Here is a 17828-nt window from a genome sequence, read left to right as displayed (position 1 = left end):
GCCTTTCACCGCCATCGCCCCATGAAAACCACTGCCCTTCTTGCCTTGGCCCTGGCCTTGGTCGCCCCCGCTGCCCACGCCGGGCCGGGTCACGACCACGGCGAGGCCCCGCCCGCCGCCACCGCCCACGCCCTGCCGCGCTTCGCGGCCAGCTCCGACCTGTTCGAGCTGGTCGGCGTGCTGGATGGCAAGACCCTCACCCTGTACCTGGACCGCGCCGCGACCAACGAGCCGCGTCCCGCGGCGACCGTGGAGCTGGAGCTGGGCGGCCGGCCCTTGAAGCCGCAAGCCCAAGCCGATGGCAGCTACACCGTGGCCCTGCCGGCCCCGCTGGAGGCCGGCGTGCACGCCGTGGCCGCCACCGTGACCGACGGCGACGACGTGGACCTGCTGGCCGCCGAGCTGGACGTGCATGGGGAGGCGCACGACGCGCCGGCTGCGGGTGCTACCGGGCAGCGCTGGGGCGCCGCGGCCGGGGCCGTGCTGGGCCTGGGCTTGCTGCTGGGCTTGGGCGTGGCGGGGCGCAAGGCGCTCGCCCGGCGCCGTGCCGCTGGGTTCGGAGGTGCCGCATGAAGCGCGTGACGATGGCCGCCCAGGCCACCCTGTTCGCCCTGTTTGCGCTCTTGGCCGCTGGCCCGGCGCTGGCGCATGGCGACGAAGACCATGGCGACGCCCCCGCGGCGGTGAACAGCAACGGCCCGCAGCGCCAGCCCGATGGCACGGTCTTCCTGCCGAAATCGGCGCAGCGCCTGATGGGCCTGCGCACGCTGCCGGTCCAGCAGGCCGCGCTGCCGAAGGCCACCGAGCTGCAGGGCGTGGTGGTGATGGACCCCAACGCCGGCGGTCCGGTGCAGGCCACGCAGGCCGGGCGCCTGGTGGCGCCGCCGCAGGGCTTCCCGGCTTTGGGCCAACGGGTGCAGCGCGGCCAGGTGCTGGCCTACGTGGAGCCGGTGGCCGGCGCGCTGGAGCGCTCGGCCCAGGCCGCCCAGGTGGCCGAGCTGCAGGCGGCCCAGGCCCTGGCCGAGAAGCGCCTGGCGCGCTTGCAGGTCCTGGCCGACACGGTGCCCCGCCGCGAGATCGAGGCCGCCGAGAGCGAGCTGCAAAGCCTGCGGGCCCGCGGCGCCGCGCTGCGCCAGGGCCTGGGCGGGCGCGAGGCCTTGGTGGCACCGGTCAGCGGCGTGGTGGCCGCCAGTCAGGCCCTGGCCGGCCAGGTGGTGGACGCGCGCGACCCGGTCTTCGAGGTGGTGGACCCACAGCGCCTGCGCATCGAGGCCCTGGCTTACGACCTGGGCGTCGCCCAGGACGTGGGCGACGCCTTCTTGGTGAACGCGTCGGGGGCGCCGCAAGCCCTGCGCTTTTTGGGCGCCAGCACGCGGCTGCGCGAGCAGGCGCTGCCGATGCAGTTCGGCGGCGTTCAGGGCCTGGCCCTGGGCCAGCCGGTGCGCGTGGTGCTGCAAACGCGCAGCACCGTCACCGGCCACGCCGTGCCGGCGCAGGCCTTGATGAAGAACGCCGCCAACCAAACCATCGTGTGGGTGAAGCAGGCGCCCGAGCGCTTCGTGCCCAAGGTGGTGCTGACGCAGCCCTTGGACGGCGCGCGCGTGGCCGTCACGCAGGGCTTGAGCGATGGCGATCGCGTCGTCGTGCAGGGCGCCACCTTGCTCAACCAGGTGCGCTGACCGATGTTCGACTTTCTGGTTCAAAGCAGCCTGCGCAACCGCCTGCTGGTGCTGGCCGTGGCCCTGGCCATGATGGCGCTGGGGGCGATCACGCTCACGCGCACGCCGGTGGACGTCTTCCCCAGCCTGGACCGCCCGCAGGTGACCCTGCAGGTGGAGGCGGGCGGCATGGCGCCGGAGGAGGTCGAGCAGCTGGTGACCCTGCCGCTGGAGCAGGCCATGAGCGGCCTGCCCGGCGTCACGGCCGTGCGCTCGGTGTCCTCGGTCGGCCTGTCCTTCGTCTACGTGACCTTTGAGTGGGGCACGGACCTGTACCGCGCGCGGCAGATGGTGGGCGAGCGCCTGGACACGGCGCGCGAGGCCCTGCCGGCGGGCGTGCAGCACGTGGCCATGGGCCCCATCAGCTCCATCATGGGCGAGGTGATGCTGGTGGCGCTGCCCATCGACGACACCAAGATCAGCGCCATGGCGACGCGCGAGTACGCCGACTTCGTGCTGCGGCCGCGCTTGCTGGCCATCCCGGGCGTGGCGCAGGTGGTGCCCATCGGCGGCGAGGTGCGGCAGTACCAAGTGCAGCCCGACACGGTGCGCATGGCGCAGCTGGGGGTCGGCGTGGAACAGTTGCGCGCGGCCCTGCAAGGCCACGCCAGCAACAGCAGCGGCGGCTTCTTGGAGCTGAACGCGCGGGAGTACCTGATCCGCCACCTGGGGCGCACGACGCGCTTGGAGGATCTGCAGCAGCTGCCGGTGGCGTGGGTCCATGGCCAGTCGGTGCTGCTGAGCCAGGTCGCCACCGTGCGCTTCGCGCCCGCCATCAAGCGGGGCGACGCTGGCTTCAACGGGCAGCCCGCCGTGGTTTTGGCCGTGCAGAAGCAGCCCGGGGCCGACACGGTGGCGCTGACCCGATCGATCGAGTCGGCGCTGGCGGCGCTGAAGCCCTCGCTGCCCGCGGGCATGGCCGCACCGCGGGTCACCTTCCGGCAAGCCAGCTTCATCGAAGCCAGCATCGGCAACCTGCAAGGCAAGCTGATGGCGGCCTCGGCCATCGTGGCCGTCGTGCTCTACCTGTTCCTGGCCAACGCGCGCACCACGCTGATTTCGCTCGTGGCGATTCCGGCGTCGATCTTGACCACGGTGCTGGTGTTCCGCCACTTCGGCCTGTCGATCAACACCATGACCCTGGGCGGCCTGGCCATCGCCATTGGCGAGTTGGTGGACGACGCGGTGGTGGGCGTGGAGAACGTGCTGCGCCGCCTCAAACAGAACCGGCAAGCGGCCACCCCGCTGAGCGCCGTGGCCTTGATTGCCAAAGCCACCTTGGAGGTGCGCAGCGCCATCGTGGTGGCCACGGTGGTGATCGTGCTGGTCTTCGTGCCGCTGTTCTTGCTGCCGGGCATCGAGGGGCGCTTGTTCGTGCCCCTGGGCGTGGCCTACATCACCTCCATCTTGGCGTCGATGCTGGTGTCGATCACGCTCACGCCGGTGCTGTCCTACTACCTGCTGCCCCAGCTCAAGACCTTGGACCACGCCGAGCCCCGTTTGGTGCGCTGGCTCAAGGCGCGCTACGCCGTGGCGCTGGGCTGGGTGCTCGCGCACACCCGCGCCGTGCTGGCGGCGGGCGCGTTGGCGGTCATGGGGGCGGTGGCCCTGGTGCCTTTCTTTCCCACGACCTTCTTGCCCCCCTTCAACGAGGGCTCGCTCGTCATCGGCCTGCGGCTGAATCCGGGCACGACCCTGGCCGAGTCGGTGCGGGTGGCGCGGCAGGCCGAGCGGCTGCTGAAGGTCGTGCCCGAGGTGGTCCACGTCGGCCGGCGCTCGGGCCGTGCCGAGATGGACGAGCACGCCGAGGGCGTGCACGTGTCGGAGCTGGACGTGGCCCTGCGCCGCAGCACGCGACCGCTGGAGGCCGTGCTGGCCGACCTTCGCCTGCGCCTGAGCCCCCTGCCCGCGGCCATCGCGGTGGGGCAGCCCATCGGGCACCGGCTGGACCACATGCTCTCGGGCGTGCGCAGCGCCATCGCCATCAAGGTCTTCGGCGAGGACCTGGACACCTTGCGCGGCCAGGCCGAGGCGCTGCGGGGGAAGCTGGCGGGCATCCCGGGCATCGCCGACCTGGAGGTGGAGAAGCAGGTGCTCGCACCGCAGATCCAGGTGCGCGTGGACCACGAGGCCGCGCGCGCCTACGGCCTGCCACCCGGTCGCCTGCTGGCCGAGCTGCAGCAGTTGGTGGACGGCGAGCGCGTGACGCAGGTGGTGGAGGGCAACCGCCGCTTCGACCTGGTGCTGCGCCTGGGCGACCCGGCGCGCACGCTGCAGGCCCTGCCGCAACTGCTGATCGACACGCCCGCGGGCCGCGTGCCCTTGAGCCGGCTGGCCACCATCGTCGAGGGCGACGGCCCCAACCAGATCAGCCGCGACGACGGCCGGCGCCGCATCGTGATCTCGGCCAACGCCTCGCAGCGCCCGCTGTCCGAGGTGGTGGCCGAGCTTCGCGCCGTGGTGGCCCAGCACCGCCTGCCCGAAGGGATGTTCATCGAGCTGGGCGGCCAGTTCCAGGCGCAGGAAGAAAGCAGCCGCTTGATCGGGCTCCTCAGCCTCGTGTCGGCCGCCTTGGTGTTCTTGGTGCTGTACAGCCGCTACCGCAGCGGGGTGTTGACGCTCTTGATCATGGCCAACATCCCGTTGGCCCTGGTGGGCGCGGTGATCGGGCTCAAGCTCAGCGGCCAGCCGCTGTCGGTGGCGGCGCTCATCGGCTTCGTCACCCTGGCCGGCATCGCCATCCGCAACGGCATCTTGAAGGTCAGCCACTACATCAACCTGTGCGCCTTCGAGGGCGAGCGCTTCGACACGGCCATGCTCACGCGCGGCTCGCTGGAGCGCCTGACCCCCGTGCTGATGACGGCCTTGGTGGCCGCCCTGGCCCTGGCCCCGCTGCTGTTCGAGGCCGGTCAGCCCGGCACCGAGGTGCTGTACCCGGTGGCCGTGGTGATCTTCGGCGGCTTGGTCAGCGCCACCTTGCTCGACAGCTTCCTCACCCCCGCGATGGTCTGGCGCTTCGGGCGCGCCCCCATCGAACGCCTGGCGGCCGACGCCGACGGGCAGGTCTATTGATGCCCCACCCCTTGGAGAACCTTGCCATGAAGAACCGTTTTGCCCTGGCCTTGCCCCTCTTGTTGGCGTTGGCCGCCGCGCCCGTGGCGGCCAGCGAGCCCCACGTGCACGACCACGCCAAAGACCACCAACCGCGCCACGGCGGGGTGATGACCTTGATCGGCCACCAAGACTGGGAGCTGGTGGCCAAGCCCGAGCGCCTGGTGATTTACGTGAGCGACCACGGCCAGCCCACGGCGACGGCCGGCGCCACCGGCAAGCTGACGCTGCTGACCGGCAAAACCAAGACCGAGGCCGTGCTCAAGCCCACGGGCAAAAACGCCTTGGAAGCGGCAGGGCCCTTCCAGCTGGGCGCGGGCAGCAAGGTGCTGGCCACGATCACGCTGGCCGGGCAAAAGCCGGCCGCGGTGCGCTTCGAGTTGAAGTGAACGGGGCCGCGCGCGAGCGCGGCCTCCCGCTTCAGAACGCCAGCTTGGCGCTGAGCAGCACGTCCTTGGCCTTGGGGCTGCGCTGGGTCTGCGAGGCCATCAGGCCGAAGCTCCAGGACTGGCTGGCCGCCCAGCGCAGGCCCGCGCCCCAGGCGCTGCCGTTGCCTTCGCTGCCGTAGGTCTCCACCAAGGCCGACACGGCGGGGCTGAGCGCGTATTCGGCGCCCAAGGCCCAGGTGCTGCGGCTGTCGCCTTCGGCACGGAATCGCGTCACGCCGAGGTTGCCGTGGAAGGTCCAATCGCCGACGCCCTGGCTGGCCACCAGCGTCACCGTGGTGGCGGCGTAGCGCAGGCTGTCGCCGGGTTCTTTGGCCCAGGCGAAGCCGTAGGCCAGGGTCAGGCCGAAGCCGCCGTCGCGGCGAGGGATCAGGGCGGTCTTGCCGGTGAGCCCCAGCCCATTGGCCGATTCGCCCTCGGCCGTGGTGCGGGCCAGGCCGAAGGCCAATTGGGTGCCAGGCACGAGGCCGCAGCCCGCCTTGGTGGCCAGGGTGCGGACGCTGAAGCCGCTCACGGTGGTGCGGTTGGCGGTGCTCTCCCACTCGCACTCGCTCGGGGCCAGCACGTCGGCGTCTTCGGTGGCCATGGGCGCACCGGCCATCGCCGTCGGGGTCCAGGCGCTGAGCGCGCCAGCAAGGGCCAAGGCGGCCGCGGATCGAACTCGGTTCATCGGAGTCTCCCCATTGCATGAAAAAGGCCTCCAACCCGGCCGGGTTGGAGGCCCCAGTATGGGCGGACTCGGGCGCCTCAGCGAGCGGGCACGCCCCCGGTGTGCCGTTTCATCCACTCGCTCATTTCCCACAGCACGTGGCCTTGGCTCTCACGGGCGCTGTAGCCGTGGCCTTCGAAGGGCAGGCTCACGAAGCGCACGTTGCCCCCGGTGCCGGCCAGGGCCTGGTACAGGCGATGGGTTTGGATGGGGAAGGTGCCGGGGTTGTCGTCGGACTCGCCGTGCATCAAGAGGATGGGCTCCTTGAGTTTGTCGGCCACCAAGAAGGGCGACAGCTTGAGGTAGCTGTTCGGGGCCTCCCACAGGGTGCGGCGCTCGGCCTGGAAGCCGAAAGGGGTCAGCGTGCGGTTGTAGGCGCCGCTGCGGGCGATGCCGGCCTTGAACAGGTCGGTGTGGGCCAGCAGGTTGGCCGTCATGAAGGCGCCATAGCTGTGGCCGCCGACGACCATCTTGTCGCGCTCGCTCACGCCCAGCTCCACCGCCTTGTCGATGATGGCCTGGGCGTTGGCGGTGATCTGCTCGATGAAGCTGTCGTTCACCGTCTTGGGGTCGCCGACCACGGGCATCGTGGCGTCCATCAGCACGACGTAGCCGTCGAGCAAGAGCATCAGCGGGTTGGTGCTGCCGAAGGTGTTGAAGCGGCTGGTGCTGCCACTGACCTGGCTGGCCGTGGCCGCGTCGGTGAACTCCTGCGGGTAGGCCCACACGAAGGTGGGACGGGCGTCGCCCGCGTTCTTGCCCTTGTGCCCCGGGGGCAGGTAGAGCCAGAAGCTGAGCTGCACGCCGTCGGGCCGCTTGAACTGGATGCGCTCGCGCTGGATGCCGCGCAAGGAGGGCGTGGGGTCGGCGTTGGCGGTGAGGGCCTGCATGTCGGCGAAGCCATCGCCGCTGCGCAGCACGAGGTTGGGCGGCTCAGCGAAGGTTTCGCGGCGCGTCAGCAACTGGCCGCTGGGCAGCAGGGCCACGGCTTGCTCGTAATGCGTGGGGCTGGCCTGGAACAGGCGCGTGGCCTTTTGCGTGGCGAGCTCGAAGCGGTCGAGGAAGGGGCGGTCGCCGCCCGGGCTGGCGCCAGCACCGGCCAGCAGCAGCGCGCCTTGGTCTTGGCGAATCACCGCGCGGCCGTTGGCCGTGAGCACGCGCAATTGCGGCTGGCCGGGGTCGCGGTAGCGGTCGCGCAGGGAGCGGTCTTGCAGGCGCAGCGGGGCGGCGCTGCCGTCCAGGGCCAGCCAGTCGACCGTGAGCCACACGCGGTCGCGGTCGTACTCGCTGACCATGGCGCGGGCCGCGCCTTCGGCGAAGTTCAGGCCCATCAGGCGGCCGGCGGTCTTGTGCAGCTCGCGGGCCTCGCCGGTGTAGGGCGCGTCCAGGCGCATCAGGCGGTCGCGGTGCGGCACTTTGGTGGCGGGGTCGCCGCCGTCCAGGGCTTCGACCCAGTACACGGCGCCGTCGGCCAGGGGCGAGGCCCAGAACTGGCGCGGCCCGGTGACCACGCCTTCCACGGGCACGCCTTCTTTCAGCGGCACGCGGGCCAGCTCGCGCAGGGGCTTGCCGTTCAGGTCGAGCACGCTGACCTGCGTGGGGAAGTCGTTCCAGGCCACTTGGTAGCTGAAGGGCGGCACCAGGCGCTCGGTGAGCAGCGCGCTGGCGTTGCCGACGGTTTGCACGCGGGTGTACAGGCCGGGCGCGCCGATGGGGCGGGTGGCGCCGGTCTTCAGGTTCACGCGCAGCGGCTGGCTGGTGGCCAGGTGGGTGAACAGGGCCTCGTCCTGCGGGTTGGTCAGCAGGTTCTGCAGGGTGCGCTCGGGCGATGTTTTGCCCATGGACTCTTGGATGGTCGGGCCCGTGGGGGCCCCGGCCACAGGAGCGGCGCCGCGCTTGGCTGGCACGCTCAGCACCACCAACTCGTCGGTGCCCAGCCAAGCGGGGTCGTTGTCGAGCACCTGGTTGACCGACACGCCTTGGAGGCGGCGCAGCACGGGCTTGGCCACCTCGGCCACCCAGAGCTCGGTGCCGGCCTCCGTGCGGCGGTTCAGCAGCAGGCGCTGCCCGTCGGGCGACCAGCGCAGGCCGTGGAAGCCGCCGCCCGCGGGCAGGGGCACGGGCACTTCGGCGCCGCCGGTGGCGGGCTTCAGGCTCAGGGCCTCGATCGGGCTGATCAGCGCCGGGCCGTTGGCGCGGGCGTCCAGGCGCAGGCCGGCCAGGCGGGTGACGGGGCGGGCCAGCTCGGCCACGGGGCGGTGGCGGCGCAGCGTGACGCTGGCCAGCCAGCGCTGGTCGGGCGACAGGCTGTGCTGCGGCAGGGCCGGCGCGTCCAGCACCGCGCGCATGGCGGCCGAGGGCTCTTGGTAGGTGGGCGACTGGGCCAGCACGGGGGCGCTGGCCCACAGGCCGGCGACGACCAGCGCCAGGGCGCTGAAACGCGGGAGCTTGGGCATGGGGGAGGGGTTCCGGTTGGAAAGCCGGCACGCTACCAGCGCGGGCCGGAGAATGCCGCTTTTCACCCCCACACCGCACCGCGCCATGACCGTCACGCTCGCCAAGAAGCTGCCCGCCAGCACGCCGATCTTTGTCACCAGCACCGCCACCTGGGCGAAGGACAGCCAGGCCTTGAGCGCGCCGCAGCGCGCCTGGGCCAAGACCGTGGGCTTCACCGGCAAGGCCGACAGCCACGCCCTGCTGCCCGACGACAAGGGCGGACTCGCCCTGGTGCTGGCCGGCGTGCGCGCGGGCGACGACCCCTACGCCTTGGCCGCCCTGCCCCAGAGCCTGCCCACGGGCCGTTACCGCCTGCACGCCGACGGTCTGGCCGTGGACCCCCAAGCCGCCGCGCTGAGCTGGAGCCTGGGCGACTACGTGTTCGACGCCTACAAAGCCCGCGGCCGCGTGGGCGCTGAGCTGCTGCTGGCGCAGGGCCCCGAGGCCGAGCGCGGCATCGCCGTGGCCGGCGCCATGACGGCCGTGCGCGACCTCGTCAACACCCCCGCCGAGGCCATGGGCCCGCAGCACCTGGAGGCCACGGTCAAGGTGCTGGCCAAGGCGCACAAGGCCAAGGTCAAGGTGTGGGAGGGGGAGGCCCTGCTGAAGGCCAACTTCCCCGCCATCCACGCCGTGGGCCGCGCCGCCGCGGCCGACCGCCAGCCCCGCCTGATCGAACTGACCTGGGGCGACGCCAAGGCGCCGCTCTTGAGCCTGGTGGGCAAGGGCGTGTGCTTCGACAGTGGTGGCTTGGACATCAAGCCCGCCGACGGCATGCGCCTGATGAAGAAGGACATGGGCGGCGCGGCCAACGCGATCGGTCTGGCCATGCTGGTGATGGCGCTCAAGCTGCCGGTGCGCCTGCAGCTGCTGATCCCGGCGGTGGAGAACGCCATCAGCGGCAACGCCTTCCGCCCCGGCGACATCTTCCGCACGCGCAGCGGCCAGACCATCGAGATCGGCAACACCGACGCCGAAGGCCGCGTCATCTTGTGCGACGCGCTGACCTACGCCGCCGAAGGCAAGCCCGACCTGATCGTGGACATGGCCACCCTCACCGGCGCCGCCCGCGTGGCCCTGGGCGCCGAGCTGCCCGCGCTGTTCACGCGCGACACGGCCCAAGGCCGCGAGCTGACCGACCTGGGCCTGGCCGAGAAGGACCCGCTGTGGCCCCTGCCGCTGTGGCAGGGCTACCAGGTGCTGATCGACACGCCCGTGGCCGACATCAGCAACAGCGGCAGCAGCCCGCTGGCCGGCGCCATCACCGCGGCCCTGTTCCTCGAACGCTTCATCCCCGCCGACCAGCCCTGGCTGCACATCGACCTCTTCGCCTGGAACCCGCTGGCCCGCCCGGGCCGCCCCGTGGGTGGCGAGGCGCAGACGATTCGCACCCTGCTGCATTGGCTGGAGCGCCGCTACAGCGCCTGAGGCCGACCCCACGCGCAAAAGCCCGCCGAGGCCACCCGGCGGGCTTTTTCATGGGTGCTCGGTGGACTTCAGTGGGCCGCAGGCTGCCCCAAGCGGTACCAGTCCACGTCGCGCGTGGCGCGCATCGCGGCGGCCAGCAGGGCGAACAGCAACAGGGTGCCCAGCAGCAGCGAGGCCTTCTCCAGGTTCAGCACCACGTACAGCGCGCCATAGAGCAGCGCCACCCCCGCGCCCAGCAGTGCGCCGCCCCGCCAGTGCCCGAACAGGCCGCGCCCGTAGTGCGCCAGCAAGGTGGACGCCGCGGCCGCCGCCAGCGCGTAGGCGATGCCGAAGGCCAGGTGCTCCGACAGCGCCAGCAGCAGCAAGAAGAACAGCGCCAGCGCCAGCCCCACGAAGCCGTACTGCACCGGGTGCAGGCGGTGGCGGCCCAGCAGCTCGGCCAGCATCACGGCGGCCAGGGTCAGGGCGATGAACAGGAAGCCGTACTTGAGGGCGCGGTCGCTCAAGGAGTAGGGACTGACCGGGTCGATCAGCGACACGCCCAGCAGGTCCTCGCTGGCCTTGCCGGCGCGCAAATCGGCGGCGGCGGTGCTGGCCAGCTCGGTGACGCGCCAGGTGGCGGTGAAGCCGGTGTCGTTCACGTTGCGGTCCACCGGCAAGAAGCGGCCGTGGAAGCTGGGGTGCGGCCAGGCCGAACGGATCTGGGCTTGCACCGCGTTGGCGGCGGGCAGCAGGCGCAGGGATTCGGTGCCCAGCAGTTCCAGACGCAGGTCCACCTGAAGCGGGCCCTCGGGCTGAGCGGGGCTGGGGGGCAGTACAGCGTGCAGGCCGGCACCGCCGCTGCCATTGCCAGGGCGTGCGTTCAGCGCGGCGCCCTGTGCCAACACACCCACGCTGCGCAGCCCGCGCGCGTCGGACACGTCCAGCGTGATTGCCACCGGCCCGCAGCGCATGCTGCCTTCCAGTTTGTCGCTGCGCGGGCTGAGGTCGGGTGCGCTGTCCCACCGGGCGCTGAGGTGCAGCGGCGCGACGAAGGTGTTGACCTTGAACAGGCCGCGCTCCAGCTGCTGAGGCTTGAGTTCGCCTTGCACTTGCAGCGAGGCCGGCGTGTTGCGCAGTGCGAAGTCGCGCCGTTGGCGGCTGCGGCGCTCCAGCTTGCCCCGTGCGTCGTCGGTGGTTTCCACCGCCGTCCATTCTTCGGTGCACTCGCGCCGCAGGTAGGGCCCGGCGATGAGCTGCGGCCCCGCGGTGGCCTGGGCCACTTGCTCTTGCGCTTCTTGTTGTCGCGCTTGCCGCTCGGTCACCAGCCAATCGATGCGGGCCAGCACCACCGTCAGGCCCAGCCCCACCGCCATCAAGCCCAGGGCCTTGGCCCACGCTTCCCGTCGCATGCATCGCTCCTTGGTGTTGAGAAGCGGCCATGCTCGGCCGGGCCTGTGAAGCGATCAGGGGCTGTGTGAAGGCAGCGTGAAGCGCGCGCGAAAACCCGGCTGCGCGTTGTCGAAGGCCAGGCGCCCTCGGTGCAGGGTGGCCACCTGGCGGGCGATGGCCAGGCCCAGGCCGCTGCCCTTGCGGCCGTCGGGCTTGGTGCTGGCCACGAAGGGCTCGCCCAGTTGCGCCAGCAGGGCCTCGGGCACGCCCGGGCCGTGGTCGCGCAGGCTCAGCGTGGCATCCAGGCCGTGGCGCTGCAGGTCCAGCTCGATCGCGCTGCCGGTGGGCGCGAAGTCCACGGCGTTGCCCAGCAGGTTGTGCAGCAGCAGGGCCAGGGCCTCGGGGTCGGCATCCACCGTCACGGCGGGCCAAGGCTGGAGCTCGACCACCCGCAACTCCCGCTGCTCGCAGCGCGGGCGCAGCTCGCGCAGGGCCTGGCGCAGGGCCTCGTCCAGGCGCGTGGGCGTGGTGCTGGGGGCGCCTTGGGCTTCGAGCTTGGACAGGGCCAGCAGGCGTTCGACCAGCGCGTGCAGGCGGTCGCTTTGCTCCACCACCTGGCGGGCGAAGCGTTCGCGGTCGGCGTCGGGCAGGGGCTCTTGCAGCAGCTCGCCGGCGCCGCGCAGGCCGGTGAGGGGGCTCTTCAACTCGTGCGTCAGCGCGCGCACGCGGCGCTCCCAGTCGTCGCGCCCCTCCAACCGGCGGCGCATGGCGTCCATGGCCTGGGCCAACTCGCCCAGCTCGCCCGCCAGCACGGGGGCCTGGAGCGCGCTGCCGGCCTGCACCTGCGTGGCGTAGGTGCGCAGGCGGCGCACGTTCCACACCAGCCAGGCGGTGACGGCGCCGCCCAGCAGCAGCGAGGCCCCGAGCAGGGCCAGGCCCAGGCGCCACACGCGGTGCTCGGTGCGGGCGATGAGCGGCGCCAGCGAGGCCACGGGCTTGCCCACGCTGGCCACGCCGATGACGCGCCCTTGCGCGTCGCGCACCGGCGCGGCCACCTGCAACACGAGGGTGGCGTCGTCTTCGGGCTGGGTGCGCGTGGCGCGGGCGCCGTACTCGCCACGCAAGGTGCGCAGCACGTCGTTCCAGCGGCCGTAGTCCTGCCCCACGGCGCTGGGGCTGCCGGTGTCGATCAGCACGCGGCCTTGGGCGTCGGTGAGGTAGATGCGCAGGTCCAGGCGTTCCTTTTGCAGGCCCCAGATCTGCGCGTTCAGCTCGCGCTGGCCGAAGCGCTGCAGGCGGGCTGCCAGCGGCGCCAAGTCGCGGCCGGCGGCCAGGTCGTCGGCGGCCATCTCGGCCACGAGGTTGGCGGTGTCGACCAGCAGGTCCTCCATCACCTCGCGCACGTTGGGCTTCACCTCGCCCAGCACCACGCGCAGGATGAACCAGGCGGTGAGCCCGCTCAGCACGAAGAAGGCGAGCAGGACGCGAAAGCCCAAATGCATGTCAGTGGCGCCCGGCCGCCCGAAGCCACTGAGCGCCCCCTTGGGGGGTGGCGAGCGACGGCGAGACTGGGGGTCGTTCCATCTCAGCGGTCCAAGGCGTAGCCCAGGCCCCGGTGGGTGCGGATGGCGTCGTCGCCCAAACCCGCCTCGCGCAGCTTGGCGCGCAGGGTCTTGATGTGGGTGTCCACGGTGCGGTCCAAGCTCTCGCTGCCAGGGCCCCAGGCGGCGTCCAGCAACTGCTCGCGGCTGAGCGTGCGGCCTTGCGCGCCGTGCAGGGCCTGCAGCAGGGCGAGTTCGCGCCGGGTCAGGTCCAGGCGGCGGCCTTGCACGTGGGCGTCGAGTTCGCCCACCACGAGACCGGCTGGTCCGGGCTGGGCCGCGGCGCTGCGGCGCAGCAGCGCGCGCACGCGGGCCACGAGTTCGCGCACGCCAAAGGGCTTGGCCAGGTAGTCGTCGGCGCCCAGTTCCAGGCCGAGCACTTTGTCGAGCTCCTCGCTGCGGGCGCTGAGCAGCAGCACCGGGGTGGCGTCGCCCTGCTGGCGCAAGGCCTTGAGCCAGTCCAAGCCCGAGCCGTCGGGCAGGCCGATGTCGAGCACGGCCACGCGGGGCGGTCGCTGCGCCCAGGCCGCACGGGCCCCGGCCAACCAGGCGTGGTGCTCGACGGCCAGCCCCTCGCGCTGCAGCGCGAACACCACCGTTTGCGCGATCGCCGGGTCGTCCTCCAGCAGCAGGATCACCGGACGCCCTTGGCCCCCAGGATCGGGAACAGGTCGATCAGGCCGCTTTGCAGCAACTCCACCGCCAGCGCGGCCAGGATCAGGCCCATGAGCCGCGTCATGATGTTGATGCCCGTGGTGCCCAGCACCCGGGCGATCTTGCCGGCGGCGCTGAACACCAGCACCACCACCAAAGCCACCACCACGCCGTAGCCCACGAGCACGGCCTGCTCCCACCACAGCTTGGACTTCTGGGCGTAGATCACCATGGTCGAAATGGTGGCCGGGCCGGTGAGCAGCGGGATGGCCAGGGGCACCACGGCGATGTTGGCGCCGGCGCCCTCGGTTTCGACCTGCCCTCCTTCGGGCGGCTTGGCGTTGAGCATTTGCAGCGCGGTGATGAGCAGCAGGGTGCCGCCGCCCACCTGGAAGCTGGCGATGGAGATGCCGAAGAACTCGATCAGCTTCAGGCCCAGCAGCGCCGACAGAGCGATGACCATGAAGCTGGTGAAGGCCGCCACGCGGATGGTTTGCTTGCGCTGCGTGCGGTCGAATTCTTGGGTGAACGCGATGAAGAAGGGCAGGATGCCGATCGGGTTCACCATCGCCAGCAGGGCGACCAGGGGTTTGTAGAGGTCCATGCGGCGATTGTGGTGGCGGGCTCAGTCGCGCAGGCTCCGCACATACGCCAGACCGGCCGCCGTGCGCGCGCCCCACCAACTGCACAGCTCGCCGTCCACCTGGCGCACGCGCGCTTGCGGCGCCAGGGCCTGCACCTCGGCCAGGTGGTGCGCTTCGAAGGCGTAAGGCTCGCTGGACAGCCAGACCTCGTCCGCCTGCCCCCACACGGGGTCCCCGGGCACCAGGGTGGGGTAGCGGGCGGCACCGCGTTCGCCGCCTCGGACCGCGGGCAACGGGGACCAGCCCGCCTGGGCCAGCAGGCGGGCGATGTAGGTGTCCTGGGCCACCCCCATCCAGGGGGCGCGCCAAATCAGGTACAGCACCGTTCGCGGTGGGTGAAGGGGCGGCTCGCTGAGCGCGAGGGCGAGTTCGGCGCGCAGCGCGTCGGCACGCGCGCGCACCCCGGGCAGGTGGGCGAAAGGCGCCGCCAATTGCTCGACGAGCGCCGGCACGTCGTCCGGGCCCTGCGGGTGCGTGACGAGCCGCTCGATGCCCCAGTCGGCCATCGCGTCGAAGGTGGCCACGGTGTTTTCGTCCACGTTCAGCACCACGTGCGTGGGGGCCAGCGCCTGCAGGCGGGCCAGGTGGACGTCTTTGGTACCACCCACCTTGGGCACCTCGGCCAGCGCGGCGCGGGGGTGGGTGCAAAAGCCGGTGCGCGCCACCAGCCAGGGCCCCAGACCCAGCGCGACGAGCAACTCGGTGGCCGAAGGCACCAGGCTGGCGATGCGGGGGGCGGCCAAATCCCTAGCTTTGGGGGGCATTGCGGGTTTTCTCTCGGGGCATAAAACCAACAGCCACCGGCACTTGACTGTCATTCGTCATGAAGGACCCGAATAATGCAACGGCCGGTTGGATGCGTTGATTCGTTGGTTGTGATGGGTTGAAGCTCCGTTCTGGTTTTTGTGTGCATTGAATAGGTTAGGGGCATCCCCATGAACAACAAGCTCTACGTCGGCAACCTCGCTTACAGCGTGCGCGACGAATCCCTGCATCAAGCGTTCGCGCAATTTGGCACGGTCAATTCGGCCAAAGTCATGATGGACCGCGAAACGGGCCGTTCGAAGGGCTTCGGCTTCGTCGAAATGGCGACCGACGCGGAAGCGCAAGCCGCCATCAACGGCATGAACGGCCAGGCCCTGGAAGGCCGTCCGGCCGTGGTGAACGTGGCCCGTCCGCGTGAGCCGCGTCCTGCCGGCTTCGCCAGCCCCTACGGCCGTGGCCCGGGTGGCAACGGCGGTTACGGTGGCGGCGGTGGCGGTGGCTACCGCGGCGGCAACGACCGCGGCGGTTACTGATCGCCGGTCGGCCTCAGGCCGACAGCCGCCCTGCGGGGCGGCACCCCGAACACGGGCAGCCTGCGAGCAGCGGGCCGCCCGTTTCTTTTTGCGCGCCGCGCGGTCACTGCCAGCGGCTGGGTCCGCGGATGAGGGCCAGTGCGGGCGAGGGGTCGGTGACCTTGGCGTCGAAGGGGTGGTCGCGCCGGCCGCCCAGGTGCGCCAGGATCTTGCGCACGTACAGCCGGGTCTCGGCGTAGGGCGGGATGCCGCGGTAGCGGTTCACCGCGCCCTCGCCCGCGTTGTACGCGGCGGCGGCCAGGCTGATGTCGCCCTCGTAGTACGCCAGCAGCCAGCGCAGGTAGGCCATGCCACCGCGCAGGTTCTGCGTCGGGTCCATCAGGTTGCGCACGCCGAAGCGCTTGGCGGTGTCGGGGATCAACTGCATCAGGCCTTGCGCGTTCTTCGGCGACACGGCGTTGGGGTTGAAGTTCGACTCGGTGGCCACGATGGCCAGCACCAAGGCCGGGGCCAGTTGGTACTCCGGGGCCACCAGGTTCACGAAGCGCACGATGACCTCGGGCGCTTGGGCCGGGGGCGCGGGCCAGGGCCGCTCGGCGGGCTTGGCGCCTTTGGCGGGGGCGGTCTTGGCGGCCAAGGGCGGTGGGTCGCCGTCAGGCGGGCGCAAGCAGGGCGGTGGGGGGCCCAAGGGCTCGCCCAGCCGGGCCATCATGTTCTGCGCCTGGGGCATCCCTTGCTCGGCGGCCGCGGCGAACAGGTGCGCGGCCTGGGCCTCGTCGCGCAGGATGCCGCGCGAGTTGGTCAGCATCCAGGCCAAGTTGAACTGCGATTCGGCGTCCCCGAAGCGTGCGGCGCGGCAGTAGAGCTGGGCGGCGCGCTCGGGGTCGCGCAGGCCGTGCTCGCCGTGCTCCAGGGCGATGGCCTCCTCGCGCCAGCGCAGCACCTGCTCTGGCACCACCGTGCCCTGCTCTTGCGGCGGCGGCGTGTAGCGCGGCAGGTCTTCCAGGCGCAGCGCGGGCGCCGGGCTTTGTGCCTGCACCGCGCTGGCCAGCAGGCCCAGGGCCCACAGCGCCTGTCGCATCAGTAGCGTTCGGCGCGCAGCACCGTCACGTCGCTGAAGTACAGCACCACGCTGTAGTGCGGGGCGTACTTGCTGAGCACGGCCTGGGCGATGGCGTCGGCCACGGCGGTGTCGCAGATCACCTTGACCTCGATCGTGCGGTCGGCCTCCCAGTCGCCGTCCCGGTCGCCTTCGGGGAAGGCGCCGCGCACTTCGCTGATGGTCCAGGCGTGGGCCTGGTGGCGCCGCAACTCGGCCAGCAGGCGCGGCTCCAAGGCGGCCTCGGCCACCAACGTGAGTTTGGTTTTCGGGTGCTTGTTCATCGCGCGAAGTGCGGGGCCAGGTGCAGGTACAGCGGGATGCCGACGAGCAGGTTGAACGGGAAGGTCACGCCCAGGGCGCAGGCGATGGCCAGGCCGGTGTTGGCCTGCGGCACCGCCACCCGCAACGCGGCCGGCGCGGCAATGTAGCTGGCGCTGGCCGCCAGCGTGGCCAGCAGCGCGACCCCACCGGCTTGCAAGCCCAGCAGGTGGCCGGTGCTGGCGCCGGCCAGGGCCAGCACCGGGGGCAAGCTGCAGCCCACCAGCACGAGCTTGAGGCCATGGCGCTTGAGCGCCCCGAGCTGGCCACCGGCCACCAGGCCCAGTTCGAGCAGGAACAGGGCCAGCACGCCCTTGAAGGGGTCGATGAACACCGCCTTGATCGGTGCCACGCCGGCGTCACCGGCCACCGCGCCAATCAGCAGGCCGCCCATCAGCAGCAGCACGCTCTTGCCCAGCAGCACCTCGTGCGCGAGCAGGTCCCAGCGGATGCGGCCTTGTTTGGCGTCGGCCCGCTTGAGCGCCAGGCGCGCCAGCACGATGCCCACCACCAAGCCCGGTGCCTCCATCACCGCCACCCACAGCGGGGCGTGCGCCTCGTGCGGCAGGCCGGCGCGCTGCACGGCGGTGAGGGCCACCGCGAAGGTCACGACACTGACCGAGCCGTAGTGGGCCGACAGACCGGCCGCGTCCACCGGACTCAGGCCCGCCAGGCGCAGCAGGGGTGCCACCACCAGGGGCACCAGGGCGCCCAGGGTCACGACGGCCAGCACCTGGGGCAGCAGGTCCATCAGCGGCTGACGGCTGAGCTCCAAACCGCCCTTCAGGCCGATGGCCAGCAGCAGGTAGATGGTGAGGGTTTCGTACAGGGCCTCGGGCAGGCGCAGGTCGCTCTTGACCAAGCGCGCGAAGACCCCGAGGGCGAAGAAGAGGACCACGACATCGAACATGGGCGGGCATTGTCCCGAATCG

General features: G+C 71.6%; 15 protein-coding genes and 1 pseudogene. 6 read left to right on the top strand and 10 right to left on the bottom strand.

All coding sequences use genetic code 11. The features are described from left to right. Nucleotides 1-21 precede the first annotated feature (21 nt). Genes EOD73_RS13570 through EOD73_RS13555 form a run of 4 tightly spaced genes read left to right on the top strand, consistent with a single transcriptional unit; the run spans nt 22 to nt 5218 of the window. Complete coding sequence (locus EOD73_RS13570) at nt 22-573, top strand: hypothetical protein (protein WP_127683571.1); 552 nt, start codon at nt 22-24, stop codon at nt 571-573. Next, nucleotides 570-1679 (top strand): efflux RND transporter periplasmic adaptor subunit, encoded by a 1110-nt coding sequence (locus EOD73_RS13565; protein WP_127683570.1) that lies wholly within the window; start codon nt 570-572, stop codon nt 1677-1679. Before EOD73_RS13570 ends, EOD73_RS13565 begins: the two co-directional genes overlap by 4 nt. Nucleotides 1680-1682: 3 nt before the next feature. After that, nucleotides 1683-4790, top strand: a complete 3108-nt coding sequence (locus EOD73_RS13560) for an efflux RND transporter permease subunit (RefSeq protein WP_127683569.1) — start codon at nt 1683-1685, stop codon at nt 4788-4790. A gap of 26 nt (nt 4791-4816) precedes the next feature. After that, on the top strand, nt 4817-5218 hold the full coding sequence (locus EOD73_RS13555; protein WP_127683568.1) for a hypothetical protein: 402 nt from the start codon (nt 4817-4819) through the stop codon (nt 5216-5218). 31 nt (nt 5219-5249) lie between these two features. Here EOD73_RS13555 and EOD73_RS13550 read toward each other — a convergent pair whose 3' ends face one another. Both EOD73_RS13550 and EOD73_RS13545 read right to left on the bottom strand, forming a co-directional pair. Further along, nucleotides 5250-5945 carry a PA4824 family protein gene (locus EOD73_RS13550; RefSeq protein ID WP_127683567.1) on the bottom strand — a complete coding sequence of 232 codons (696 nt, stop codon included), beginning with the start codon at nt 5943-5945 and terminating at the stop codon, nt 5250-5252. A 77-nt stretch (nt 5946-6022) separates the two neighbouring features. Beyond that, complete coding sequence (locus EOD73_RS13545; protein ID WP_127683566.1) at nt 6023-8440, bottom strand: prolyl oligopeptidase family serine peptidase; 2418 nt, start codon at nt 8438-8440, stop codon at nt 6023-6025. Nucleotides 8441-8525: 85 nt separating this feature from the next. Here EOD73_RS13545 and EOD73_RS13540 point away from each other — a divergent pair, with 85 nt between their 5' ends. Then, nucleotides 8526-9908 (top strand): leucyl aminopeptidase family protein, encoded by a 1383-nt coding sequence (locus tag EOD73_RS13540; protein ID WP_127683565.1) that lies wholly within the window; start codon nt 8526-8528, stop codon nt 9906-9908. A 68-nt stretch (nt 9909-9976) separates the two neighbouring features. Here the strand turns inward: EOD73_RS13540 and creD are convergent, their stop codons facing one another. From creD to EOD73_RS13515, 5 genes are all read right to left on the bottom strand, one after another. After that, entirely contained in the window at nt 9977-11299 is a 1323-nt protein-coding gene (creD, locus tag EOD73_RS13535) for a cell envelope integrity protein CreD (protein ID WP_127683564.1), read from the bottom strand. A gap of 54 nt (nt 11300-11353) precedes the next feature. Further along, on the bottom strand, nt 11354-12781 hold the full coding sequence (creC, locus tag EOD73_RS13530; RefSeq protein ID WP_127683563.1) for a two-component system sensor histidine kinase CreC: 1428 nt from the start codon (nt 12779-12781) through the stop codon (nt 11354-11356). Nucleotides 12782-12864: 83 nt separating this feature from the next. Beyond that, nucleotides 12865-13518: a response regulator gene (locus EOD73_RS13525; protein ID WP_127683562.1), complete on the bottom strand. Its 654-nt coding sequence runs from the start codon at nt 13516-13518 to the stop codon at nt 12865-12867. Further along, nucleotides 13515-14138, bottom strand: coding sequence for a MarC family protein (locus tag EOD73_RS13520; protein ID WP_127683561.1), 624 nt, complete (start codon nt 14136-14138; stop codon nt 13515-13517). Before EOD73_RS13520 ends, EOD73_RS13525 begins: the two co-directional genes overlap by 4 nt. Nucleotides 14139-14159: 21 nt before the next feature. Continuing rightward, nucleotides 14160-14942, bottom strand: a complete 783-nt coding sequence (locus EOD73_RS13515; RefSeq protein WP_127683560.1) for a helical backbone metal receptor — start codon at nt 14940-14942, stop codon at nt 14160-14162. A gap of 171 nt (nt 14943-15113) precedes the next feature. Between EOD73_RS13515 and rbp the strand changes: the two are divergent. Beyond that, nucleotides 15114-15470, top strand: a pseudogene (gene rbp, locus EOD73_RS13510) (RNA-binding regulator); the annotation flags it as partial. A gap of 109 nt (nt 15471-15579) precedes the next feature. Here rbp and EOD73_RS13505 read toward each other — a convergent pair. The 3 genes from EOD73_RS13505 to EOD73_RS13495 are packed head-to-tail and all read right to left on the bottom strand — an operon-like array spanning nt 15580 to nt 17806. After that, on the bottom strand, nt 15580-16557 hold the full coding sequence (locus EOD73_RS13505) for a transglycosylase SLT domain-containing protein (RefSeq protein ID WP_127683558.1): 978 nt from the start codon (nt 16555-16557) through the stop codon (nt 15580-15582). Next, on the bottom strand, nt 16557-16859 hold the full coding sequence (locus tag EOD73_RS13500; RefSeq protein ID WP_127683557.1) for a P-II family nitrogen regulator: 303 nt from the start codon (nt 16857-16859) through the stop codon (nt 16557-16559). The genes EOD73_RS13505 and EOD73_RS13500 overlap by 1 nt, the downstream gene beginning before the upstream one ends. Further along, complete coding sequence (locus EOD73_RS13495) at nt 16856-17806, bottom strand: sodium-dependent bicarbonate transport family permease (RefSeq protein WP_127683556.1); 951 nt, start codon at nt 17804-17806, stop codon at nt 16856-16858. The genes EOD73_RS13500 and EOD73_RS13495 overlap by 4 nt, the downstream gene beginning before the upstream one ends. Nucleotides 17807-17828 lie beyond the last annotated feature (22 nt).

It is taken from the genome of Inhella crocodyli, from assembly GCF_004004565.1.
Taxonomy (GTDB): Bacteria; Pseudomonadota; Gammaproteobacteria; order Burkholderiales; family Burkholderiaceae_C; genus Inhella; species Inhella crocodyli.
This window is presented reverse-complemented; position numbering and strand designations above follow the sequence as displayed.